Origin of the sequence: Janthinobacterium silvisoli, from assembly GCF_014200725.1 — a bacterium.
In the GTDB taxonomy this organism is placed as follows: domain Bacteria; phylum Pseudomonadota; class Gammaproteobacteria; order Burkholderiales; family Burkholderiaceae_D; genus Janthinobacterium.
This window is the reverse complement of sequence record NZ_JACHCL010000001.1, coordinates 1,733,103-1,757,797: the sequence shown is the minus strand read 5'-3', so window position 1 is coordinate 1,757,797 and position 24,695 is coordinate 1,733,103. Positions and strand designations below refer to the sequence as shown.

Annotated in this window: 18 protein-coding genes; 13 read left to right on the top strand and 5 right to left on the bottom strand. The window is 56.4% G+C overall.

The genetic code is table 11. From position 1 onward, the window contains the following. Positions 1-27: 27 nt before the first annotated feature. Both HDE75_RS07900 and hglS read right to left on the bottom strand, forming a co-directional pair. Positions 28-3,024: an FAD-binding and (Fe-S)-binding domain-containing protein gene (locus tag HDE75_RS07900; RefSeq protein WP_183675349.1), complete on the bottom strand. Its 2,997-nt coding sequence runs from the start codon at positions 3,022-3,024 to the stop codon at positions 28-30. 3 nt (positions 3,025-3,027) lie between these two features. Next, a complete protein-coding gene (hglS, locus tag HDE75_RS07895; RefSeq protein ID WP_183675351.1) occupies positions 3,028-4,428 on the bottom strand; it encodes a 2-oxoadipate dioxygenase/decarboxylase HglS in 1,401 nt (466 codons plus the stop codon). Between the two features lie 172 nt (positions 4,429-4,600). Here hglS and HDE75_RS07890 point away from each other — a divergent pair, with 172 nt between their 5' ends. Then, the gene (locus tag HDE75_RS07890; RefSeq protein WP_183675353.1) at positions 4,601-5,497 is read left to right on the top strand and encodes a LysR family transcriptional regulator; all 897 of its coding nucleotides are present in this window, start codon (positions 4,601-4,603) and stop codon (positions 5,495-5,497) included. Between the two features lie 56 nt (positions 5,498-5,553). Here HDE75_RS07890 and HDE75_RS07885 read toward each other — a convergent pair whose 3' ends face one another. Then, on the bottom strand, positions 5,554-6,291 hold the full coding sequence (locus tag HDE75_RS07885; protein WP_183676588.1) for a Crp/Fnr family transcriptional regulator: 738 nt from the start codon (positions 6,289-6,291) through the stop codon (positions 5,554-5,556). A 563-nt stretch (positions 6,292-6,854) separates the two neighbouring features. On the opposite strand from HDE75_RS07885, the gene HDE75_RS07880 reads away from it, so the two are divergent. After that, positions 6,855-8,546 (top strand): methyl-accepting chemotaxis protein, encoded by a 1,692-nt coding sequence (locus HDE75_RS07880; RefSeq protein ID WP_183675355.1) that lies wholly within the window; start codon positions 6,855-6,857, stop codon positions 8,544-8,546. Between the two features lie 12 nt (positions 8,547-8,558). Here HDE75_RS07880 and HDE75_RS07875 read toward each other — a convergent pair whose 3' ends face one another. Continuing rightward, the gene (locus HDE75_RS07875; RefSeq protein ID WP_183675357.1) at positions 8,559-8,765 is read right to left on the bottom strand and encodes an oxidoreductase-like domain-containing protein; all 207 of its coding nucleotides are present in this window, start codon (positions 8,763-8,765) and stop codon (positions 8,559-8,561) included. Between the two features lie 341 nt (positions 8,766-9,106). Between HDE75_RS07875 and HDE75_RS07870 the strand changes: the two genes are divergently transcribed. The 11 genes from HDE75_RS07870 (at position 9,107) to HDE75_RS07820 (ending at position 23,599) form a co-directional block, all read left to right on the top strand. After that, positions 9,107-10,642: a DEAD/DEAH box helicase gene (locus HDE75_RS07870; RefSeq protein WP_221291769.1), complete on the top strand. Its 1,536-nt coding sequence runs from the start codon at positions 9,107-9,109 to the stop codon at positions 10,640-10,642. Between the two features lie 313 nt (positions 10,643-10,955). Further along, positions 10,956-12,317 carry a hypothetical protein gene (locus HDE75_RS07865; protein ID WP_183675359.1) on the top strand — a complete coding sequence of 454 codons (1,362 nt, stop codon included), beginning with the start codon at positions 10,956-10,958 and terminating at the stop codon, positions 12,315-12,317. 300 nt (positions 12,318-12,617) lie between these two features. Beyond that, entirely contained in the window at positions 12,618-14,072 is a 1,455-nt protein-coding gene (locus HDE75_RS07860) for a lipopolysaccharide biosynthesis protein (protein ID WP_183675361.1), read from the top strand. A gap of 216 nt (positions 14,073-14,288) precedes the next feature. Beyond that, complete coding sequence (locus tag HDE75_RS07855; RefSeq protein WP_183675363.1) at positions 14,289-15,518, top strand: glycosyltransferase; 1,230 nt, start codon at positions 14,289-14,291, stop codon at positions 15,516-15,518. Next, positions 15,511-16,545: a polysaccharide biosynthesis protein gene (locus tag HDE75_RS07850; protein ID WP_183675365.1), complete on the top strand. Its 1,035-nt coding sequence runs from the start codon at positions 15,511-15,513 to the stop codon at positions 16,543-16,545. The genes HDE75_RS07855 and HDE75_RS07850 overlap by 8 nt, the downstream gene beginning before the upstream one ends. Before the next feature lies 1 nt (position 16,546). Further along, positions 16,547-17,656 (top strand): UDP-2-acetamido-2,6-beta-L-arabino-hexul-4-ose reductase, encoded by a 1,110-nt coding sequence (gene wbjC, locus HDE75_RS07845; protein ID WP_183675367.1) that lies wholly within the window; start codon positions 16,547-16,549, stop codon positions 17,654-17,656. Position 17,657: 1 nt separating this feature from the next. Then, positions 17,658-18,791, top strand: a complete 1,134-nt coding sequence (gene wecB, locus HDE75_RS07840; RefSeq protein WP_183675369.1) for a non-hydrolyzing UDP-N-acetylglucosamine 2-epimerase — start codon at positions 17,658-17,660, stop codon at positions 18,789-18,791. Positions 18,792-18,796: 5 nt separating this feature from the next. Next, entirely contained in the window at positions 18,797-20,038 is a 1,242-nt protein-coding gene (locus tag HDE75_RS07835) for a glycosyltransferase family 4 protein (RefSeq protein ID WP_183675371.1), read from the top strand. Beyond that, entirely contained in the window at positions 20,031-20,987 is a 957-nt protein-coding gene (locus HDE75_RS07830) for a UDP-glucose 4-epimerase family protein (RefSeq protein WP_183675373.1), read from the top strand. Before HDE75_RS07835 ends, HDE75_RS07830 begins: the two co-directional genes overlap by 8 nt. After that, a complete protein-coding gene (locus HDE75_RS07825) occupies positions 20,984-21,544 on the top strand; it encodes a sugar transferase (protein ID WP_183675375.1) in 561 nt (186 codons plus the stop codon). The genes HDE75_RS07830 and HDE75_RS07825 overlap by 4 nt, the downstream gene beginning before the upstream one ends. A 90-nt stretch (positions 21,545-21,634) precedes the next feature. Further along, on the top strand, positions 21,635-23,599 hold the full coding sequence (locus tag HDE75_RS07820; RefSeq protein WP_183675377.1) for a polysaccharide biosynthesis protein: 1,965 nt from the start codon (positions 21,635-21,637) through the stop codon (positions 23,597-23,599). 69 nt (positions 23,600-23,668) lie between these two features. On the opposite strand, the gene HDE75_RS07815 is transcribed toward HDE75_RS07820, so the two are convergent. Continuing rightward, complete coding sequence (locus tag HDE75_RS07815) at positions 23,669-24,559, bottom strand: sulfurtransferase (RefSeq protein ID WP_183675379.1); 891 nt, start codon at positions 24,557-24,559, stop codon at positions 23,669-23,671. Positions 24,560-24,695 lie beyond the last annotated feature (136 nt).

Below are 24,695 nucleotides of genomic sequence, written 5' to 3'. Positions count from 1 at the left end.
GGCAAAATAGTGGGGGAATAAATGCGCTTAATTGCACCCCGCTGCGCGCAACTGCGCCAGGAGTGCTTCGGCCGGATGGCGTGGCCGGAAACCGGCCTGGCGTTCGGTCTGGCAGCGGCAGGAAAAGCCACTGGCCAGCACCTGCGATGGCGCTGCACCAGCCAGTTTTTGGGCCCAGCTCATGTCGAATAACTGGGCCGACATGGCCACATGTTCCTGTTCATGGCCAAACATGCCGGCCATGCCGCAGCAGCCGGTGGCTTGTACCTCGGTCTGCAGACCGGCTGCGCGGAAAACCTGGCTCCACTGGCTGCCGGTGCGCGGGCGCGCCGTTTTTTCGGTACAGTGCAGGAACAGGCGAAACGGCGCGCTTGCTGCAGCGGGTATGGATTGCGGCCAGTGCAGCCTGCCCGTTTCCAGTTCGCTTGCGAGGAATTGATCGACCGATTGCACCTGCGTTGCGCTGGCGCCGTCATCAACCTTGTATTCATGCTCATGCATCAGCATCGTCACCGCTTCCACGCCGAGCAAAGGCAGTCCTGTGGCCGCCAGTTGGCCATGCCACGAGCGGGCCGCTTCGGCGACGGGCGTAAATTGATCAAGCATGCCCAGCACATGCAGCGACTTGCCATTGGCAGTCGCACTGGCCAGGTGCACGCGGTAGCCCAGCAAGGTCAACAAATCATGCACGGCTTGCGCTGCCGTTGTATCGAAGCTGCTGGTAAAACTGTCTTCCAGCAAAATGACGTGGCGCTGTTTTTCCTCTGCCGGCAAGGCCGTCAATGGCTGCAGGGCTTGCGGCTGCGACGGGCGCAGCTTGGCACCTTTACCTTGGACGGGGATCTCCGACAGTGCGGGCAAGTCGGACAGGCCAAATATTCTGCGCAAGATGGCGCCGCTGACACGGTTTTGCGACAGCAGGTTGGCCAGCGCGGGCGCCTTGGAGGCTAACGCCAGCAAAGGCTCCATGCGGGCCACCAGGCGGTCGCGCCGCGAGCGGGGCACGCGCAGGTGGTAGTGCTGCAGGAAGCGGGATTTCATGGCGGGTATATCGACCCGCACCGGACACTGGCTGGCGCAAGCCTTGCATGACAGACAGGTCGACAGCGATGTCTTGAGCTCTGCTTCCATCGTGTGCAGGGCAGTAGCGCCGGCCTCGGATGGCGCCGCTTGCTGCACGCTGTCCAGGCGCGCCCATTCACGCAGCAGTGTGGCGCGGCCTTTTGGCGATTGCGTGCGGTCGCGCGTGGCCTTGTATGATGGGCACATCGGGTCGCTGGCGTCCCAGGAAAAACAGGCGCCGTTGCCATTGCAGGCGACGGCCCGTTCCACTGCCTGCATGCGGATCGCATCGATCTGCTGATCTGCCTGGCCGCGCAAAGGCACCATATCGATGCGGTCGATCTTGTGTAGCGCCGTTTGCGGACCGGGCGTGGCCAGCTTGCCCGGATTGAAGATATTTTGCGGGTCGAACACGGCCTTGATGCGGCACAGTTCCGCATACAGTTCCGGGCCGAAGAAAAACGGCGAATACTCGCCGCGAAAGCCCCGCCCATGCTCGCCCCACAGCAGGCCGCCGTATTTTTTCGTCAGCGCCGCGACACCGTCGGAGATCGGGCGTATCAAGGCGGCATCGAGCGGGTTTTTCATGTCCAGCAAAGGGCGCACGTGCAGGCAGCCCACGTCGGCGTGGCCGAACATGCCATACGCCAGGCCGTGGCTATCGAGCAGGGTGCGGAATTCGGCCACATAGTCGGCCAGTTTTTCCGGCGGCACGGCGGTATCTTCGACGAAGGCCATGCCCTGGCGCGCGCCGCCCAGGCGACCTAGCAAACCCACGGCTTTTTCACGCAAGGTCCACAACTGCGCCACGGTAGATGCATCGGTGACGACGGCCCAGTCGATCGCCCGTTCGGAACCATCGGCCAGTAGCGAATCCAGGCGCGCCACCTGTTCTTGCACGGCGGCCGCGCTGTCGCCGACGAATTCGACAAAGTTCAGGCCCAGCACCGGCTGCGGCGTGGCCCCACCCAGTACGTTTTCGATGCCGCTCCAGATCACATCCTGCTGCGCCAGCCCCAGCACCTTGTCGTCGAGGATTTCAATCGCTGCCGGTTCGGCCGCCACCAGGCGCTGCACGTCGGCCAGGGCCATCTGGAAATGCGCATAACGCACGGCCACCAGCGCCCGGTGGCTGGGGCGTGGAATCACGCGCAAGGTGATTTGTTTGGTCAGCGCCAGCGTGCCTTCGGAACCGGCCAGCAGGTAGGCCAGCCGGAAAGCGCCATCATTGCTGCGCACATGCTGCAGGTTGTAGCCGGTCAGGCCACGGTTCATTTTCGGGAAGATTGCGGCGATGCGCTCGCGCTGTTCCGTGACGACGCGGCGCACTTCGCGGTGGATGGCGCCGGCCATGTCGTCGCGCGCTGCGACGGCGGCGCTGGTGTGGTCGTCAAGGCCTGCCACATGCCAGTCGCTGCCATCGGCCAGCACGATGTCCATGGCCTCGATATAGTCCGAGGTCTTGCCATAGATGCGCGAGCCCTTGCCCGAAGCGTCGGTGGCGACCATGCCGCCCAGGGTGGCGCGGGTAGCCGTCGAAACACTGGGTGGGAAAAACAGGCCGTGCGGCTTCAGGTAGGCATTGAGCTGGTCCAGCACCACGCCCGGCTGCACCGTCACCAGGCGCCGTTCGGCATCGAAGGAGACGATGCCGTTCATGTGGCGCGAAGTGTCGATCACCACGCCGCTTGATAGCGACTGGCCATTGGTGCCCGTGCCGCCGCCGCGCGGCGCCAGCGGGATAGGGCCATAGTCGGCGCTGGCGGCCAGGCGCACGATGCGGTTCAGGTCTTCGCCCTCGCGCGGGTACAGCACGGCGGCAGGTGTCAGCTGGTAAATGCTGTTATCGGTGGCGAACACGGTGCGCGTGGCGATATCGGACGCGATGTCGCCGCGGTAGCCGCAGGCGGCCAGTGCGGAGAGGAAGGCCGCCAGGCGCTGTGGAAGAATGGAGGTCGTCATCGATCAGGATTGCAGCAATGCGGCCGCGTCCTGATGCAGGCCAAGGTCGCTCAAGGCTTGCTGCAGCGAGGCCAGTTCGGCGCTGGCGTACAAGGCCAGTTCGTCGAACGGCTGCTGGCCCAGCGCCTCGGCGAATTGATCGCGGTTCGAGCGCGTGGCATAGGCTGCACCGGCAGGGCCACCGAGGTTCGATTGAAAAATGCCGGCCGCGCTCACGGGCAGGAAGTCTTCATACAGGATAGGATCAAATTGCAGCAGGCCTTGCGCCAGCAATTCGCTGACCGAGCCAGCGGCCGTGGTTTGCGCCGCCAGTCCGGCTGGCGTGGCGCTGTAGCGGAAGTAGGCCAGGCCCTGTTCGCGCATGCTGTTCCAGTCGTCGGGCAAGTCCTTGAAGTTTTGCTGCAGCGCTGCCATGTAGGCTGGCGTATTCGTCGCCGGCACCTGGGTGCGCGCGGCGTTCAGCAATTCGTCGTAGCGCTGGCGGCCTTTCGGCGTCAGGGCGGCGCCACGCTGTTCCACTTCACCGAAGCGCGCCGTGTGGTGGCCTGGCACAGCCTGGCCATCATCGCCGGTAAACAGCACGGTTTCCTGCAGCGCCTTGAAGCTGGTCTGGCGCAGCAAAATCGGGCAGGCGCGGCGCGGCGGACCTTCGATCACGGCTTTCGGCACGATGCCGCGCAGTGGCATGCCCGCTTGCACGGCGTCGATATCGAGCGTGCGCGGCGTCAGATGGTTGATGTGCGGGCCACGGAAGCTGACCACGTCGGCGATCAGGCGGTGGGCGTCGTGCAGGTGCTGGTACTGCGCGTCCGAAACGGTCGCCTGCTGGTGCCAGCGGAAGGTTTCCAGCACCTGCTCGACGAATTGCGTTGCCTGTTCTGCCGTCAGGCCGCCTTGCAGATCGTGTGCATCCAGCAGTGCCAGCGCGCCCGGCGTGAAGATCTGGCGGGCGGCGAGGATTTGTTCAGCTTCGGCCCGCAGCGCTGCGTCTTCTATCAGCTCCAGGCGCAGCAGCGAAGTGAAGATGCGGAATGGATTGCGCTTGAGCGCTGCATCGTCGACCGGGCGGAAGGCGGTTGCGTGCACGGGTACGCCGGCCACCGACAGATCGTAGTAGCCGACCGGCTGCATGCCCATCACGGCGAACACGCGGCGCATGCCGGACAGTTCGGCGGCCGTGCCCAGGCGGATCGCGCCGTGGTATTCGATATTCAGGCGGCCCGTTTCACCGCGCCGTTCGAGCAGCGCCTGCAAGCCGGCGTTCTGCGCCAGGACTTCGGCGTTGCCGTCGGCGACCAGTTCGAGCAAGGCGCCGTACTGGGGCACTTCGGCGCGGTACATGGCCGACATGGCTTGCGAAAACTGACTGCGGATGTCGTCGGGATGAACGTATTGGGCTTGCATGATGCTTTCCTTCGCTGGCGCTGGACTGTTGTTTGGGTGAGATTGTTTTTGCGGCGGCTGGCGCGAGTTTTTGGGCACGACGCACCGGCATATTCGGAATACAATTATGCCGACGCCGCGCCGCAGTGGCTGAGCTGTTTACTCAAGACCTCATTCTGAAACGGTATGACCCATGCAAACCCCGCGTAGCTTTCTTCCCTCTGTTGCGCTGCTGTCCGCGTTTGAAGCGGTGGCGCGCCTGGGCAGCATCACGGCTGCGGCGCAAGAACTCAATTTCACGCAGAGCGCTGTCAGCCGCCAGGTCAAGGCGCTGGAAGAGCAGCTTGAGGCGCGCTTGTTCGTGCGTGAAAATCAATCGCTGCGCATCACCCCGGCCGGCGAGCTGTATGCGCGCGAAATTGGCGACGCGCTGCAGCGCATCCGCGCCGCCTCGCTCAATATCCGTTCGAACCCGGATGGCGGTACCCTGAACCTGGCGATCCTGCCCACTTTCGGCAGCCGCTGGCTAGCGCCCCGTTTGCCGCGTTTTTTTGCGTTGCATCCTGGCGTGATGCTGAACCTGAAAACGCAGCTGTCGCATTTCGATTTCAGGACGGCCAGCTTCGACGCCGCGATCCACTTCGGGCATCCACATTGGCCGGAGGCGGAGCTGGCTCTGCTGCGTTCTGAAGAAGTGCTGCCTGTCTGCAGCCCGGCATTGAAGGCGCGCGCCGGTTTTCGCCATCCCGACGATTTGCGCCAGCAGGTGCTGCTGCATCTGAGCACGCGGCCTGATGCCTGGGAGCAGTGGTTTTCCCTGCATGGCACTTCGCGCGGCGCGGCGCATGGCATGCTGTTCGACCAGTTTGCCACCATCGCCGAAGCGACCATGGTTGGCGTCGGCGTATCGCTGCTGCCCAGTTTCCTGATCCAGCAGGAATTAGAGAGCGGCAAGCTGGTGCCCATTTTTCCGCTGCCGATGGAAAGTGCGGAACATTATTATCTGGCTTGGCCCGTCGAACGGGCCATGTACCCGCCCCTGAAGGCATTTCGCGAGTGGCTGGTTGCCGAGTCGTCGCTGGACGGCTGAGCTGGCCAAAAAAAAGCACGCCGTAGCGTGCTTTCAGGGCAAGGGTGCGGAAGCGCTTAATTATGGCTGTTGATATCGCTGCGGAATTGTTCGAATCCGGCGCGGGCTGCCTTGTAGCAATTGCCGGCGGCCGCTTCCAGGCCTTCGCGGTCCAGCACTTCCACGGTGCCGCGGCGGTACTGGATCAAGCCCTCATCCTGCAGTTTGCGGGCCGTAACGGTAATGCTTTCACGGCGCACACCCAGCATATTGGCCATGGTGTCCTGAGTAACTTTCAATTCATTTGACAGCGAACGGTCAAGACGGTCCAGCAGCCAGCGGCACAGTTTTTGTTCGATGCTGCAATGGCGCCCACCCACCACGTTTTGCGCCATCTGGGCAAACATCGCGCTGGTATAGCGCATCAGCAACTTGGCCAAGGCGCCGCCTTCATTGAAGACTTCGCGCAGGAAAGCCGTTTTCAGGCGGTAGCCATAGCCAGCCGTTTGCACGACGGCCGTGCAGGTGGCCCGTTCGGCTTCGTACAGCGCCACGCCCGCCACGCCTTCGCGGCCAACCACGGCGATCTCGGTGGTGGCGCCGTCTTCCATCACATACAGCAGGGAAACGATGGCATTGGTCGGAAAATACGTGTAGTCGATTTTTGCGCCGAAATCAAACAAGTGCTTGCCGGCTGGCAGCGCAACCAGTTCAAGCTGGCAAAACAGGCGTTCCAGATCGCTGCGCGACAGGGCGCGCAGCAATTCATTTTGTTGGGCGCCCGTGATGCTGATCATCGGCGTGGCTGATGCCATTGCCGGCGCGGGTGAATGAGCAGTTTGCCAGGCGGTCGTGCTCACTGCGTGGCTATTCGTTGCCGGGGTCAGGTTGCTATAAGCTTTGTACATGTTTGGCCTCGTTTTCTGATTTTGTTGGATGGCTTGCTTGTCGCTGCTTGCCTGCTTTGCTGGCTTTGCATTTGTACTAAATGATGTATCTACTATAAGGGCTTGCGACCCTGGCGGGCATCGGATGAGCCGACGTCCTTATGTAGGCTAGGAACATTGCTCCGTGTCATCCGGCTCCTACGCGGAGAACGGCTTGATCTATGTGGATTTCCGTGTGGAAATAACAGACGTTTGAAGGAAATATGACTTGAAGCAAACAAAAGGCGCTTATTTGCGCATTGCTTGCGACAAATGCTGCAGCCCTTGAAGCGGGCAATGATAAAATATTGCTATTAAGAAAATTGACTTGCATGTAAGTATGGACTCCGCCCTTGCGCAGCCGATTTTTCGTGCTGCAGGCACCCTTGGCCACGCTTTTTGGCCCAGACGCCTGTCACGTCCCCGTAATAGTTTGATGAAGGAAACAACGCATGAAATGGTTTTTTGATCTGAAAATCGCCAACAAGCTGCTGCTGTCGTTTGGCGCCGTGTTGCTGCTGACGGCTGCGCTGGGTGTCTCGGCCATTTTTGCGATGGCGCGTATTCATGACGCCGCCAGTGACCTGTCGCGCAACTGGATGCCGAGCGTGGAGGCGGCGCTGTTCCTGCGTAGCGACATGGGCGACTTCCGCCGCTGGGAACTGGCGCATATGTTGTCGGTCCAGGAATCGGACATGACGGCCAATGAGCAGCGCCTGGCCGCCACCGGTGCCAAGCTGAAGGAGGATCTGGCCACGTACCGCAGCTTGATTTCCGAACCGGGCGAGCCGGAACTGTTTGAACAGTTGCTGGCCTTGAATACGGAATTCATGCGTTTGCATAGCACCATGATGGTCTTGTCGCGCGACATGAAGAAGGAGGAGGCGAATGCGCTGGCAGTGGGGCCTTCGGCCAAGATCATGATAGAGATGACGGGTGTGCTCGATAAATTGGTGGCGATCAATACCACGGGTGGTGCGCATTCGGCCGTCAGCGCAGATGAAACTTATGCTGCTTCGCGCACTACCCTGATAGGCTTGCTGCTGGGGATCGTGGCGCTCGGTTTCGTGCTGGCGCTGTGGGTGGCGCGCACGGTGGCGCGTCCGCTCAATATGGCCGTGGGTGTGGCGCGCCAGGTGGCGGCCGGCGATTTGACGGCGCATATCGTGGTGACGTCGCAAGATGAAACCGGTCAACTGATGGCGGCCCTGAAAGACATGAATGCCAGTCTGCATAGCCTGGTGGGCCAGGTGCTGAGCGGTACCGATACGATCGCTACGGCGTCAAGCCAGATCGCGGCGGGCAACCAGGACTTGTCGTCGCGTACCGAGCAGCAAGCCAGTTCGCTGGAAGAAACGGCATCGTCGATGGAAGAGCTGACCTCGACTGTGCGCCAGAATGCAGACAATGCGCGCCAGGCCAATACCATGGCGCTGACTTCGGCCAGCATCGCCGTCGAGGGCGGCAAGGTGGTGGGCGAAGTGGTGGGCACGATGGCGTCGATCAATGCCTCGTCGCGCAAGATTGTCGACATCATCGCCGTGATCGACGGCATCGCCTTCCAGACGAATATCCTGGCGCTCAATGCGGCCGTCGAGGCGGCGCGCGCAGGCGAGCAGGGCCGTGGCTTTGCCGTGGTGGCGACGGAAGTGCGCAACCTGGCGCAACGCTCGGCGGCGGCGGCCAAGGATATCAAGCTTCTGATTGGCGACTCGGTAGAAAAAGTCGAGGCTGGCTCGACCCTGGTGGAGCAGGCGGGACGCACCATGGATGAGATCGTGGCCAGCATTACGCGCGTGACAGACATCATGAGCGAAATCACCGCGGCGACCGCTGAACAAAGCGCAGGCATCGAGCAGGTTAACCAGGCGATTGCCCAGATGGACCAGGTGACCCAGCAAAATGCGGCCCTGGTTGAAGAGGCTGCAGCGGCTGCCGAGTCCATGCAGGAGCAGGCGGCCAGCTTGACGCAGGTGGTCAGCGTCTTCAAGCTCGATAGCGCGCACCTTGTGGCTCGACAGCCTGCGCCGCGCGCTGCAGTGGCAGTACCGGCAGCGACAGCTCAAGCCACGGCGCTCGCCCAGCCACGCCTGGCGCCGCGCAAGCCGGCTGGTGCGCCGGCCGATGAATGGGAAAGCTTTTAACCGCGCTTGCTCCTATTTTTTGCGGCGTTTCCTGACACCCTGTGCGGCAGCAATTTCCTGGCGCTGCTGCCAGGCGCGCAGCGCATCTTCGTAAGCGGCCAGGTCTTCCTGGTACATTTCCAGCACGCAAAAGGTGCAGCCGCTATGGCAGCATTCGTCATTGCCAGGCTTGGCAGGCGGCTGTGGCTGCGGATCGTGGGGCAGGGGCGTGGTCGTCATGGCCGGCAGTGTAGCAGGCGCCGGATGCCTTCAGGCAGCGCGCCGCTGGAACGGTTTTTGCTCAAAAATCACGGTTTCCGTGTACAGTTGCAGTGAATTAGGGTATCGTTTACAGCACTGATATTGTATCTTCTGCGCGCGATGTTCCGCCGGCGCAATCTCCGCCGCCATCGCAGCACATCTCCCCAACGCTCCCGCACTCGCCGTACAGCATGTCCCGGGGCACGGAGATGCCGCAAGAACGATGATCTATGGTTTGTAAAACGGAGCTGCCTGTGCCCCGAAATGTTGTTTATTGAGAAAGCATGGCTTCCGCAGTGCGGAGGCACACCATAAAATTTATGCCTGAAATCGAATCGACTCCTACGCCTGACGCGGCTTCTGCCTCCGCCGCTGTTCCTGCGCCTGCCGCTGCCCCCGCGCCTGCCCCCGCTGCCCCTACCGTGAGTTTTGCCGATTTCGGCCTGGCCCCCGAGATCCTGCGTGCCTTGACCGAGCAGGGTTACAGCCATCCGACACCGATCCAGGCGCAAGCCATTCCGGTGGTCTTGCAAGGCCGCGACGTGATGGGCGCCGCGCAGACGGGGACCGGCAAGACGGCCGGCTTCTCGCTGCCGATCATTCAGTTGCTGCTGGCCCACGCCAGCAGCAGCATGTCGCCCGCCCGCCATCCGGTGCGCGCGCTGATTCTGACCCCAACCCGCGAACTGGCGGTGCAGGTGGCGGAAAACGTGCAAGCCTACGCCAAGCACACGCCGCTGCGTTCTACCGTCGTTTTTGGCGGTATGGACATGAAGCCGCAAACGGTGATCCTGCGCAATGGCGTGGAAATCGTCATCGCCACACCGGGCCGTCTGCTCGATCATATCGAGCAAAAAAATATCAGCCTGGGCCAGGTGCAGATGCTGGTCATGGACGAAGCGGACCGCATGCTGGACATGGGTTTCTTGCCGGACTTGCAGCGCATCATCAACTTGCTGCCAAAACAGCGGCAAAACCTGATGTTCTCGGCAACGTTCTCGCCGGAAATCAAGAAGCTGGCCAACACCTTCCTGAATAATCCGCTGATGATCGAAGTGGCGCGCAGCAACCAGACTGCCGACAAGGTTACGCAAGTAGTCTACAAGGTGCCGGAAGACCAGAAGCATGCACTGGTCGCCCATCTGCTGCGCCAGCGTGATTTGAAGCAAGTGATTGTGTTTTCGAATACCAAGATCGGCGCTTCGCGCCTGGCCCGCGTGCTGGAGCAAGAGGGCATGCGCGCCACTGCGATCCACGGCGACAAGAGCCAGCAAGAACGCATGGCGGCGCTCGAAGCGTTCAAGAAGGGCGAGATCGACGTGCTGGTGGCGACCGACGTGGCAGCGCGTGGCCTCGATATTTCCGACCTGCCTTGCGTGATCAACTTCGACTTGCCGTATAACGCCGAAGACTATGTGCACCGCATCGGCCGCACGGGCCGCGCTGGCGCCTCGGGCGACGCTATCTCGATCTATTCCGATAAAGACGAGCGCTTGCTGGCCGATATTGAAAAACTCATCAAGCAAACCATCAAACGCGGCGAACTGGGCGGTTTTGCGCCAGCGCCGGCACGTGGCAGCGACAGCGAACGCCGTGCGCCACGCCGTACCGAAGGCGGCGAAGGCCGTCCAGCGCGCACCCCGGAAAGCCGCCATGGCAGCGACAGCCGTGCTGCCGAACGTGGCGCCCGTCCCGCCTTCGCGCCAGGCGCGCGCCGCGAGAAGGTCGATCCGTGGTTCCTGAAACCGTACGAACCGGCCAAGGCGCCGGCACCATCGGCCAGCAGCATGGCGCCGGTACCGGCCAAGCCGAAGCAGAAGGTGGCGGCTTTGCTCGGTGGCTTGTTAAAGCAATAATAATTAAAATGCAAGAGGATATGGCTTATGCTATCCTCTTGTTTTCCTTGTACCCGGGACGCGCTGGCGTCCGTCTCAGTCTCTTCCTCGGCCTTCCTGTGGCTTCCCAGTGTTGCTCCGTGCTCATTATTTTGCGTGTTAAATTGTAAGCGGGGCTACATGCTGGTCACTTTTTTTTCTATAATAAGCTGAACGATAATTATCATATTATTTGATAATTTTTCTGTGCAATAGAAATTACTATTAATCAATATCCGGGATTGTCTTGAAAACGCTACCAATTTTACATCGTGACCAATTTCGGCTATGGGCCGTGAGGAATCTGCAGCCGCTCATTTTCCTTGCGGCTTATTTTTTTACACTCGTTGTCGGAAATCTCCTGTATGCGACTTCGCAAGGGGGCGAGGTATTGGAAACGGCCGGTTATTCCAGGGGTGTACTGGAATTTTCAGAGATCTTCAGTGCCGGATACTGGATTCTGATGCTGATGCCATTTGTCGTCACACCATTGATTGTGATGTTGGTACGTCGCCTGAGTAGCGGACACTTGAGCCGCCTGGCCGATAAACTGCCGGAATTTACGCGCATGGATTACCTCGTCCTGACCATGCTCTGCTATGCCTTCCTGATTTATTCAGCTTGGCACGGTGGTATTTTTTCCGTTATCGGCAGCGGTACCGACGCCAGAAGTTCGGTACAGACCCGCTTTCTGATACTGGGGCAACTCGGCTTTCCCGCCCGCATTGTTTTAATGTCTTTGCTGAACTATCTGACTTTTTATGCCCTGATCCGCTGGCTGCGCAATCATGGCCTGTTTTGGGTGGCGGCGACCATCGTCAATACCTTGCTGATGGCCATATCGCTGACTTTGTTAAACATGAAATGGCCTATTCTGATTTTCGACATCGGCCTGGTATTGACCATCTTTGTCTACGCCGAAAAGAATGTTTACTTTAAAGTTGCCATTGGAGCTGCACTGGTGCTGATGTCGTACTGGGCTATTTCGAATTATGTATTCCGCGCAGTCGTGGTGATGAAGCCAACGGGCGTCGTGGAGACACCAGTAGTGAACTTGCCGGTACCCGATGTCGTCGGTACGCCGGCGGCACCCACAATTACTTTACCCCCGCCAGTTTTGCAACCGACGCTGGCAGATCGCGTGGAGCATGCTTATCAGATTGGCCGTGTGCTGGCGTTTTCTGCGTTCAATCGTATGGCAATTGCCTATCCTTATTATTATCAGATATTTACTACGGAAGGCAGGGTCTGCGGCGGTTTGCTTGAACAAGCACATGTCGGCCCCGCATGTAGGCCTAGCACATATATTTATACGCGGATTTTCGGCAAGGATGGTTTTGAAGGCCGTGGCACCTCGCCTGCTGCGGTGCATATTTCTGCGTATTCGCTCGGCGGCTGGCCCCTTGCCATTACGGCCCTGCTAGCGGCCTCGGTCATCCTTGGCCTGTTCGCCTCGCTGCCTTTCGATTCCAGCGCCACGGTCGGTGCGTTCAGTATCGTCGGTGCGCTGGCTGGCTACCATTTTTCGCAATTGCCAGGCGAAGGCCCCTTGCTATATGACCATGGCGTTATCTGGACTGTCGTGATGCTGGCCGTGTATGCCGCCTGGCGTTTCATGTCCGCCCGGATTACACGCTCCCCGGTACAAAACGCATAGGCGGTCGTCGCCATTTTTAGGTGGTGCCAGGGTGCTGCGGTGGCACTATCTGGATGATTGCTCGCATGCACGGCTGGCAGTGCCGTGCGCGTCTCCCGTATTCATCTGCGTAGACAGCCTGCCTGATCAAAAGTGCCACAGGCAGGAGCTGCGCTGCGCTGTCTGACGCTGTTTCAGCGTGTATGCAAGATCGCGGCGCGCGTGTGCTTCGTTCTTTGGCGGCATCAATAAGTGGAATGGCCGCAAACATCACACCCTGCTGCGTTATTTGCAGTCAATTAGCAATAATATGTGCCCGCTATGTCTTATAAAATGCTATTAAAAGATTCATTGCTGTATATTCCGGCAAAAGTACTGCCAGCCATTACCACGATATTCTTTATTTCTTTTCTGTTCAGGAACCTGGCATCGTCAGACTATGTTGCCTATTCCGTCATCATCACCACCGGACTGATTGCGATGCAGTTGTCCAGTGGCTGGATAGCAAATTCGATATTGTATTATTTCCCGCAAAAACAGGATAAATCCGTTTTTCTAAGCGATGCCATGGCGGTGATGGCTTGTGCTGGCGTGGTGGGCACTACCCTGGCGACGCTGGTGATCGCCCTGCATCATGCTATGGGAGTACTGGCATGTTTCATGGTGTTGCTGATCGGACAGATCTTGTTTTATACGCTGGCATCCGTATTCCAGTCCAGTCGCCAGATTGCCGTGCAATTAATGGCGACGCTGATCCAGTGTGGCACGCAAGTCGGTCTCATTGTAATATTTTTCCTGATCGGGGAAATCAACCTGGCAAGTGCCATATTTTCTTTCGGCGCTGGTTTTTTATTGGCGGCTTTGTATTATTGTTTTAAATTAGGGCAAGCATATGCGTTGAATACGGCGACATTGGCAACTAGTCTGAGAAATTTGAGGTCGGCTAATGTCGCAGAGATTGTACGATATGGTTTGCCCCTGACCGGTTGGTTGTGTGCGACCTTGCTGCTGAATTCAGTTGATCGTTTTTTTTTGAAGGGTAGTGGCCTTGAGGTTGCTGCTGCCAGTTATATCTCGGCCAAAGATTTACTGATCGGTGCATCGGGCCTGATTACCATGCCATTGCTGATGGCTTCGCACCCTCTGATCTTTAAATTAATGCTCGATCAGAAAAAAGAGCAAGCAGAAAAAATAGTACAAAACAATATCAAGATACTCACGCTTATGTTCACGGTTTATTTTACCGCGCTACAGTTTTCGGGAGCTTTCTTTCTGAAGTTATTCTTTGGTGCGAAATACGCCATCGATATGCATGTATTATTGATTGTCTTGCTTGGCGTCTTTTTCTCCTGCGTATCGATGTACACGCAGAAGGGATTGGAAGTTGCCCGCAGAACCGCATTGATGGCGAGCCTGGCTGCTATCGCGGCCATAGGTGCACTTATTTCCAGCTGGCTGTTGATTCCTCATTTCGGCTTGCTGGGGGCAGCGCTGGCGTTTTCCGGTTCCAGCTTTTGCTATCTGGTACTTGTGACGGTCGCAGCGACTCCGAGTTTGAAAGTCTGGCTACATCCTGCTGACCTGCTGCTACCTGCCGCAGTCTGGCTGCTCGGTGCGGCATTGAGGAGCTTGATGGAGCGTTGGCATGGTTTGCTCGCGCCATTCTACCTACTTGATATGGTATGGTTGCTTACTTTTCTAGTAGTAGTAGGTGCTGCTGTTTTTGGCTTTTTGCGGTTTAAAAAGCAGCGTGACACCAGTCGTAACGAAAAGTAATAAGTTTTGATTTCGATGTCTTTTAGGAATACCTTTCGACACGCTCGCTTGATCTGTAAAAAAAATATTGAAAAAGTTACCAATATGGTAATTTTACTTTGCCATCGCGGCGGTTCTGACGCAATCGGAAGTTCCAGAGATTCATGGAATATTGGCAATGGTTATATTATTTTTCTCGGAGGCAGGTTTGTAATTGCCAAAATGGAAAATTAAAAAATGAATAATTATAGTTTTTTGCAAATTGGATTCTTTGTTGGCGATGAGGATTTTAAAGAAAATACAAAAGCAGATGTATATCCACAAGTCGCTGCCAGAAAGCTTGAGGGCAGATATGTCGATGGCTTGATGAAAAATGCTGTGGACTTGACCGTGCTTTCTTTTTTTCCTGCTAGTAATTTTCCGGGAAATAAAAAAATCTGGTTTCCTTTTGCAAAAAATATCATGCAAGGCGTGAGTAATTACTCTTACCCTTTTGTTAATATAATAGGCTTGAAGCATGTTAGTCGGTTTTTCTCCTGCGTAAGCTTTTTGATTAAATGGCATTTGCATCGTGATCACAAAAGAAAAATAATAATTATTTACTCTGCGCACAGCCCATTTTTGCTTGCTGCGCTGTTGTTCAAGGTGTTCTTGCGTACCCCTCTGTACGTCATCGTTCCCGATTTGCCTCGGCATATGAATTTTGGCAAGAAAAAAAGTGCTCTGTGGCATTTTTTGAAAAAACTGGATGCGAGTTTTATCGATCGCCTGATAGCGTGCACCTCAGGTGTTTCGGTTGTTAGCAAGAATATGGTTGTTGAAAATGAAAATTGGTTAAAATTACCCTATGTCGTGATCGAAGGCATGATTGATGCGGCATCTGCACCGATTGCACGTGTTCAGTTGCAACAAAAAGTTTTTATGTATACCGGTGGCTTGAATGCCGAGTATGGGGTACAGGAAATTCTGTCCGCCTTTGAAATACTGTTGGCCGAGCGCACTGACATCGAACTCTGGCTATGCGGTAGCGGGGAGTTGGTATCTGAAATTGAAAGATTGGCTGAAAAATATCCGCAAATACGGTATTTCGGTTATGTGACGCAAGGTGAAATCGAGCAGTTAATGACGCAAGTTTTTTGCCTGCTCAATTGTCGCAATCCGGATGATGCATTTGTAAAATACTCGTTTCCTTCCAAATTGCTGGAGTACCTGAGCTCCGGAATTCCTGTGCTGACGACAAAATTGCCAGGTGTACCTGCCGAATATGACGAGGTATTGAATTATCTCGATGGCGGCGCGGCAGGAACGATTGCGGATGGGATCCGAAACACTTTGTTGTGCGACGAGAGTCAGTTGCAGGATAAGGCACGGCGCGGCCGCGCATTGGTGTTGAATAAGAAAAATTCGCAAACCCAGGTGCTGAAGTTTTTAAATCTAATTTTTAGCAAGGATAATAAATATGTTTAACAATAAGGTTTTGCTGATTACAGGCGGGACGGGATCGTTTGGGAATGCTGTATTGACGCGTTTTTTGGATACCGATATCAGTGAGATTCGTATTTTCAGCCGTGATGAAAAAAAACAAGATGACATGCGGAAGAAATACAATAGTCCGAAGCTTAAATTTTATATAGGCGACGTGCGTGATTTGTCCAGCTTGCTAAATGCCACACGCGGCGTCGATTATGTTTTTCATGCTGCAGCACTCAAGCAAGTACCTTCTTGTGAGTTTCATCCGATGGAAGCGGTGAAAACCAATATTTTGGGGACCGACAATCTGTTGGAAGCAGCCATCCAGAACGGCGTGCGCCGCGTAGTGTGTCTGAGTACCGACAAGGCAGCCTATCCCATCAATGCAATGGGTATTTCCAAGGCCATGATGGAAAAGGTCATGGTGGCCAAGTCGCGCAATGTGGATGACAGCAAGACCATCATTTGCGGCACCCGCTACGGCAACGTGATGGCGTCGCGCGGTTCGGTGATTCCGCTGTTTGTCGACCAGGTACGTGCCGGCAAGGCGATCACAATCACCGATCCGGCCATGACGCGTTTCATGATGACGCTTGAAGACGCTGTCGACCTGGTGCTGTATGCGTTCGAGCATGGCAGGAACGGTGACATTTTTGTGCAAAAGGCGCCGGCTGCCACGGTCGAAACATTGGTGCAAGCGTTGTTGTCGATTATGAAGTCCCCGTCGCATGAAGTGAACATCATCGGCACGCGCCATGGTGAAAAGCTGTATGAAACGCTATTGAGCCGGGAAGAGATGGCTGCAGCGGAAGACCGTGGCGGCTACTTCCGCGTGCCGCCCGATCTGCGCGATTTGAACTACGGTAAATTCGTCGAAGAAGGCGAGCAAAAGATCTCGGCGTGCGAAGACTACAACTCGCACAATACGGAACGTCTTGATCAGGCCGGCATGGAAAAATTGTTGTACAAGTTGAAATTTATTGAAGCTATCGCCCGTGGCGAACACGCTGTTGCTGAGGGCTAATATGAAAACAGTGTTGATTACCGGCGCCAATGGCTTTATCGGTAAAAATCTGGCAGTACATTTGCGCGAACGTGCGAACATCGAGATCCTGACGTTTGTCAAAGGCGAAACGCTGCTCGCTCTGGAAGAGAAAGCGGCCAAGGCCGACTTTATCTTCCATCTGGCGGGAATCAACCGTCCGCAAACGGAGTCGGAGTTTGTTCAGGGCAACACGGATCTCACCGTCGCGCTATGCAATGCTATCCGCGCCAGTGGCCGTCACGTGCCGCTGATTTACACCTCGTCGATCCAGGCCGAGCGTGACAATCCTTATGGCCACAGCAAGCGCCTGGCCGAGGAAGCCTTGCACGCGCTGCAAGCGGAGACCGGATCGCCGGTGTATGTGTACCGCTTGCCGAATGTGTTTGGCAAATGGTGCCGGCCGAACTACAACTCAGCGGTTGCAACGTTCTGCCACAACATTGCCCAGGGCTTGCCAGTGCAGATCAATGATCCTGCAGCGGAAATTCAGCTGGTCTACGTCGATGATGTGATCAGTAACTTCTTGCGCGTGATGGATCAGGCGCCACCATCGGCAGCCTATCAGGACGTGCAGCCTGTGTATCGGATCACTGTTGGTGAACTGGAACAGCGCTTGCGCGCGTTCAAGGAAAGCCGTGCTTCGCTGATTTCGGAAGCGGTCGGCACGGGGTTGACCCGGGCCTTGTATTCCACCTTTATCACCTACTTCACGCCGGAACAGTTTTCCTATCCGTTAACCCGGCATGCCGATCCGCGTGGCGTATTTGTGGAAATGCTCAAGACCCCCCATACGGGCCAGTTTTCCTACTTTACGGCGCATCCGGGAATCACCCGTGGCGGCCATTACCATCATACCAAGACGGAAAAATTCTTGGTGATCAAGGGCAAGGCACGCTTCGGTTTTCGCCATATCGAGACCGACGCCACATACGAATTGTGCACCGATGCCGACACGCCGCTGGTGGTGGAAACCATCCCTGGCTGGTCGCATGACATTACCAATATCGGTAGCGAAGAAATGATCGTCATGCTGTGGGCAAACGAGATTTTCGACCGTCAGCTTCCCGATACCATTGCATATAAGGTTTAAGATGAAAAAATTAAAAGTCATGACCGTGGTCGGCACGCGTCCTGAAATCATCCGTCTGTCGCGCGTATTGAGCAAGCTCGACCAGCATTGTGACCATGTGCTGGTGCACACCGGTCAGAACTATGATTACGAATTGAATGAAATTTTCTTCCACGACCTGGAAGTGCGCAAGCCCGATCATTTCCTTAACGCCGCAGGCGCGAATGCGTCGGAAACCATCGGCAAGATCATCATTGCAGTCGATGCGGTGCTGGAGCAGGAGCAACCCGATGCGTTGCTGATCCTGGGCGACACGAATAGCTGCCTGTCAGCCATTCCCGCCAAACGCCGAAAAATTCCCATCTTCCATATGGAAGCAGGCAACCGTTGCTTCGACCAGCGCGTGCCGGAAGAAACCAATCGCAAGATTGTGGATCATACGGCAGACATCAACCTGACCTACAGCACAATCGCGCGCGAGTATTTGCTGCGCGAAGGCTTGTTGCCCGACCGCGTGATCAAGACCGGCAGCCCGATGTATGAGGTATTGCATCATTATAAGGACGGTATTGACGCGTCTGATGCCGTGGCGCGCCTGGGCCTGACCGAAGGCCAGTATTTCGTGGTCAGTGCACATCGTGAAGAAAATATCGACTCAGAGCTGAATTTCGCCAAGCTGGTCAATGTATTGAACACCATTGCCGAGGTGTATCAGTTGCCGGTGATCGTGTCGACGCATCCGCGTACGCAGAAAAAAGTCGACGCCCGCGATGTCACGTTCCATCCACTGGTGCGCTTGCTCAAGCCGCTGGGCTTCAAGGATTACGTGAAACTGCAGGCCAGTTCGAAGGCGGTGTTGTCCGACAGCGGCACGATCAGCGAAGAATCTTCCATTCTCAACTTCCCAGCCGTCAATATACGTGAAGCGCATGAGCGCCCTGAAGCCATGGAAGAGGCGGCAGTCATGATGGCTGGCCTGGAAGTGGAGCGGGTGCTGCAAGCGCTGGCGATCCTGGAAACACAGGCACGCGGCGCCGTGCGCGACCTGCAACTGGTGGAAGATTACAGCGCGCCCAACGTATCGGACAAGATCGTACGCATACTGCACAGCTATACCGACTACGTGAACCGCAAGGTCTGGCACAAGGCAGGGTAAGTTGCGTGAAGATTTTAATTGTTAGCCAGTATTTCTGGCCAGAGAATTTCCGTATCAATGATCTGGTACAGGAGCTGGTCAAGCGCGGCCATGACGTCACCGTACTGACTGGCTGGCCTAATTATCCGGAGGGAGAAATTTTTGAGGATTTCAAACATTCCCCGGAAAAATACGAGGCCTACCATGGCGCGCACGTTGTGCGTGTGCCACTGTCACCGCGCGGCAAGGGCGCTATCCGCTTGATGCTCAACTATCTGAGTTTTGCACTGGCGGCCAGTGTGCTTGCTCCATTCAAACTGGCTGGCAGGAAGTTCGATGTGATTTTTGCGTATGAGCCATCGCCGATCACGGTGGCCCTGCCGGCAATTGTGCTCAAGTATGTCAAGCGCGCGCCCATGGCCTTGTGGGTGCTCGATTTGTGGCCAGAGTCGCTGAGTGCGGTCGGTGCCGTCAGGTCGCCCCGCATCCTGGCCGCGGTCGGTGTCATGGTGCGTCTGATCTATGCACGCTGTGATCTGATCCTGGCCCAGTCGAAGTCGTTTTTTGACGGTATTGGAAAGTATTGCGCGGACAAGAAAAAAATTCGTTATTTCCCCAGCTGGTCTGAAGAATTATTTTATGACAGCAGCGTGCCCATGGCGCCCGAAGTGCCAGCCAGCGATGACATTTTTACTGTTTTGTTTGCAGGCAATATTGGTGACGCACAGGATTTCCCTACCATCCTGGACGCGGCTGAGCGCTTGCGCGGACGGCGCGACATACGCTGGGTAATCGTGGGTGATGGACGCATGACAGACTGGGTCCGCCAGCAGATTGCGGCGCGGGGGCTGCATGACGCGGTGCTGATGGTCGGTCGATTCCCACTTGAGCGGATGACCTCTTTTTTTGCGCATGCGGATGCGCTACTGGTGACGTTGAAGGCGAATGAGGTATTTGCGATGACGATTCCAGGAAAAGTGCAGACTTACCTGTCTTCGGGTTTGCCTATCATTGCCTCGCTCGACGGTGAAGGTGCCGCCCTCATCGGCGAATCGGGCGCCGGGTTTGCCAATGCCGCCGGCGATAGCGCGGCGCTGGCAGCGGCGGTAGAGAAGATGGCGGCCTTGAGCGAAGTGCAGCGGCAAGCGATGGGCGCTGCCGGCAAGGCTTATTACGCGGCCCAATTTAAGAAGGAGATGCTGATCGATACATTGGAGGACTATTTCGCCGATGTGGCAGGTAATCGAGCTGCAAATACACATGCATAAAATATTGATTACCGGCGCGAGCGGTTTTGTCGGCACTGCAGTATGCGAAGCGCTGACGGGGCGAGGCATACCTTTTGTCGCTACCGTGCGCAGCCAGCGCACGGCCTGGCAGTATCAGGTCGGCGAGTTGAACGGTGCCACCGACTGGCATGCCGCGCTGGCAGGCTGCGATGTGGTGATGCACCTGGCGGCGCGCGTGCATGTTATGCACGAGACGGCTGCCGATGCACTGAGCGCCTATCGGGAAGTCAACGTTGCAGCCACCATGAACCTGGCGCGTCAGGCACATATGAACGGCGTGAAGCGGTTTGTTTTCGTCAGCAGCGTCAAGGTTAATGGCGAGGCAACCGGCCAGCGTCCATTCAGCAGTGCTGATCAGCCCGCGCCGCTCGATCCCTATGGTATTTCCAAGCTGGAAGCGGAGACCGCATTACAGGAGTTTGCCCGAAACAGTGGCATGGAATTGGTGATCATTCGTCCTCCGCTGGTGTATGGGCCTGGCGTGCGCGCCAATTTCCAGCTTTTGATGAAGCTTGTGCAGCGCGGTGTGCCGTTGCCTTTGGGGAGCGTGGATAACCGGCGCAGCATGGTGGCGCTCGATAATCTGGTTGACCTGTTGATTCTGTGCTGCAGCCACGGCGCGGCGCCGGGGCAGATATTCATGGTCTCCGATGACCATGATGTCAGTGTCTCGACCCTGTTGCACATGCTGGCCCGGGCCATGGGCAAGCGCCCGAGGTTGCTGTCTGTCCCGACTAGCTGGATTGCTGCCGCTGCCGCGTTACTGGGCAAATCGACACAGGCTGATCGGGTACTGGGCTCGCTGCAAGTCGATATCACGCACACCAAGCAAACCCTGAATTGGAAACCCCAGGTCGGCATGCAGCAGGCGATCGACAAGACGGTTGCCAGTTTTTTGTCGTCCATACACGCATCGGTGGTGAAATGAAACGTTTATTTGATTTCGTGGTGGCTCTGGTTGCTGCGCTGATCCTGGCCCTGCCGATCGCGCTGGTGAGCTTGTTTGTCAAATGCAGTTCGCGCGGCCCCGTTATCTACTGGTCGGATCGGGTCGGTCGTCATAACCGCATCTTCCGCATGCCTAAATTCCGTACCATGCGAGTCGATACGCCGGCGGTAGCCACGCATTTGCTTGCCGATCCCAAGAAATTCCTGACTCCGGGTGGATCCTTCCTGCGCAAGTCCAGTCTGGATGAGTTGCCTCAACTTTTCAGTATCCTCAGCGGTGACATGAGTTTTGTCGGTCCGCGTCCGGCGCTGTTCAATCAGCAGGACTTGATTGAACAGCGCAGCGAGCATGGTGTGGAGCGGATCCGGCCTGGCTTAACTGGCTGGGCGCAAGTGAATGGACGCGATGAATTGCCGATTCCGCAAAAGGTCAGACTGGATGCGGAATATCTTGCTAAACAGTCATTTCTTTTTGATTTAAAAATATTGTTTTTGACTTTCCTCAAGGTCATCCGAAGAGATGGTGTAGCGCATTAACACTGCGCTATGCATATGTGCTACACGTGACCCCGTCTTTGTGTACTCTGTCAGAAAAAGTCCGGTAAATTATTGATCATGATTCAAAAAATGAATTCATTCCTTGCACTATCGCGCTTGCAAAAGCAGATGATCGCGGCCGCTGCAGATTTTCTTTTTCTGCCATTAACATTCTGCTTTGCCGTTCTGCTGCGTCACGATATGTCCGATATGACTATCCTTGGTCACTATTGGTGGCTGATCTGTGCCGTGCCATTCATTTCGATACCGATCTTCCTGCGGCTGGGGCTATATCGGGCCGTGATACGTTTTATCGACCAGAAAATCGTGTTTGTGGTCATTATGGGGGTATCGATTTCTGTATTGCTGCTGGTGGCTCTGGCGGCATTTGCCACACATATGATAGATATGTCGCGCGGGGTGTTTGGCATTTACTGGATGACGGCCATTACCTATGTGGTAGCGAGCCGCTTTCTGGCGCGCGGTTTCCTGCTTTCGCCTAAAAATGGCGAGGAAGCGATCCGCGTGGCCATTTATGGCGCTGGAAGCGCCGGTTCGCAACTTGCCAATGCCTTGAAGGCAAGCAAAGAGTATATGCCGGTCGCCTTTATCGATGATACGCGGGAATTGAAAGGTGCAACGATCGCTGGCATCAAGATTTATCCTTCTTCCGCCTTGCCCGACTTGATCGCCCGTTCCAATATCAGTGAAGTGCTGCTAGCGGTACCGTCGTTCTCGAAGAGCCAGCAAATGCAGGTATTCAATACGCTCGAACCGCTCAAGGTCAAGGTCAAGGTAGCGCCCCCGGTAGCTAGCCTGGTCAATGGCGAACTGCGTAAACAGGATGTACGCGATATTGAAATTGAAGATTTGCTGGGGCGTGATCAGGTAGCGCCGGATCAGGGCTTGCTGTCGGCTTGCATATCTGGAAAATGTGTGATGGTGACGGGGGCTGGCGGTTCGATCGGCTCAGAGTTGTGCCGCCAGATCATCCAGTTGAGTCCTACGCATTTGATCTTGCTGGAAATGTCGGAATTTGCCTTGTATTCGATCAAGCAGGAACTGGAAGGCATCAAGGCCACGCAGGGTCTCGCGCTGCAACTGCTGCCCTTTCTCGGTTCGGTACTCGATACTGAGAAATGCGAACGCATCATGCGTACCTTCCAGGTCGATACGCTGTATCACGCAGCCGCCTATAAACACGTACCATTGGTGGAACATAATCCCATCGAAGGTGTGCTCAACAATGTATTTGGTACCCTCAGCATTGCCAAAGCAGCCATGGCAAGCCAGGTCAAATGCTTCGTGCTGATTTCTACCGACAAGGCAGTGCGTCCGACCAATGTGATGGGGTCGAGCAAGCGCCTGGCAGAATTGATCCTGCAAGCCTTCGCACGCCAATATGGCCAGACTCGGTTTTGCATGGTTCGTTTCGGCAACGTGCTGGGTTCGTCCGGTTCAGTGGTCCCCTTGTTCCGCAAGCAGATTGAGGCAGGCGGTCCGATTACGTTGACGCACCCGGAAATCACGCGCTACTTCATGACGATTCCGGAAGCGGCGCAACTGGTGCTGCAGGCCGGCGCCATGGGTGAAGGGGGCGATGTGTTCGTGCTCGACATGGGGGAGCCGGTGAAAATTGTCGATCTGGCAGCACGCATGGTGCATCTGAGTGGGCTGGAAGTGCGCAGCTTGAGTGCGCCTGAAGGTATCGAGATTGAACACGTGGGTTTGCGTCCCGGTGAAAAATTATATGAAGAGTTGTTGATTGGCGATAATGTGGAAGGTACCAACCATCCTCGCATCATGCGTGCCCAGGAAGCTGAAATCCCTTGGCATGAGCTGGAAGCCTTGCTCGACGCAATGTATGCCGCCTGCAATAATTTTGACTGTGAAGCGTTGCGTAGTTTGCTGTTGCAAACCGTGAAGGAATATCAGCCACAATGTGGCATTGAAGATTTGATCTGGAGCAAGGAGCAGCAGTTGTCTGCTTGCAAGGCTGGTGGCCCGCCGCCAATTTCCAGCCCTGATCGTCCTGGCTTGCAAGTAGTAGCGTAGTTCACTGCATGGTCATCGGCTTGCACACCGCACGCCGGCCTTTGAGGCCGGCGTTCACTTTTTGATGCATTATTTGTTGCCGTAGCAATGCGGGCAAGACACTTCATACACATACTCGGGCGCCAGTTGCTGGCGCGGCGTCACCACTGAACGGCAGACGAAGCATTGCACGGTTTCCGTCGGTTCCAGCTTCGGATTGAGGGCGGTACGGTAGTCGAACACGAAGCAGTCGCCCGTGTAGTGGTCGCCGCCGACTTCTTCAAAATACTTCAGGATGCCGCCGTCGAGCTGGTACACGCTGTCGTAGCCGATTTCCTTCATGTGGATGGCGGCTTTTTCGCAGCGGATGCCGCCGGTACAGAAGGTGACCACGGTCTTGCCTTCCAGCTCATCCTTGTGCGCGGCGGCGACGGCCGGGAATTCGGTAAACTTATCGATGCGATAATCGAGAGTGTTGTTAAACGTTCCCACATCGACTTCAAACGCGTTGCGCGTTTCCATCATCACCACCGGTTTGCCCGCATCGTCGACGCCGGCGTCCAGCCAGCGTTTCAAGGTATGCGCATCGACGGACGGCGCACGGCCCAGTTCCGGCTTGATCAGCGGCATGCGCATGGTGATGATTTCTTTTTTGAGCTTGACCAGCATGCGCTTGTGTGATTGCTCTTTGGATAAGCTTTCCTTCCATTCCAGATCAGCCAGGCGGGCGTCGCTGCGCACCCATGCCAGGAAGGCGTCGATGTGTTCGCGCGTGCCGGAGAGGAACATATTGATGCCCTCGGGCGTCAGCAGGATAGTGCCTTTCAGGCCCAGTGCCAGGCATTGCTCCTGGTACAAGGGACGCATGGCTTCCGTATCGTCCAGCGTGATGAATTTATACGCTGCAATATTGACAAAACTGTCGGCGGGCGCGGCGGCCAGGGGGCTGGTCGCGGCGGAAAGGGAAGGTGTGGCTTGCATGATAGCGATCGGGTTAGACTGAACAGCCGATATTATAAGCCTGACAGTCTGGTGGGGATACCCACCTTTGGACGTATTGCCACGCCTGCAGGGCAGGCTGGGCAAACGGCTGGGCCAATCCGGCCGGGCATAATTT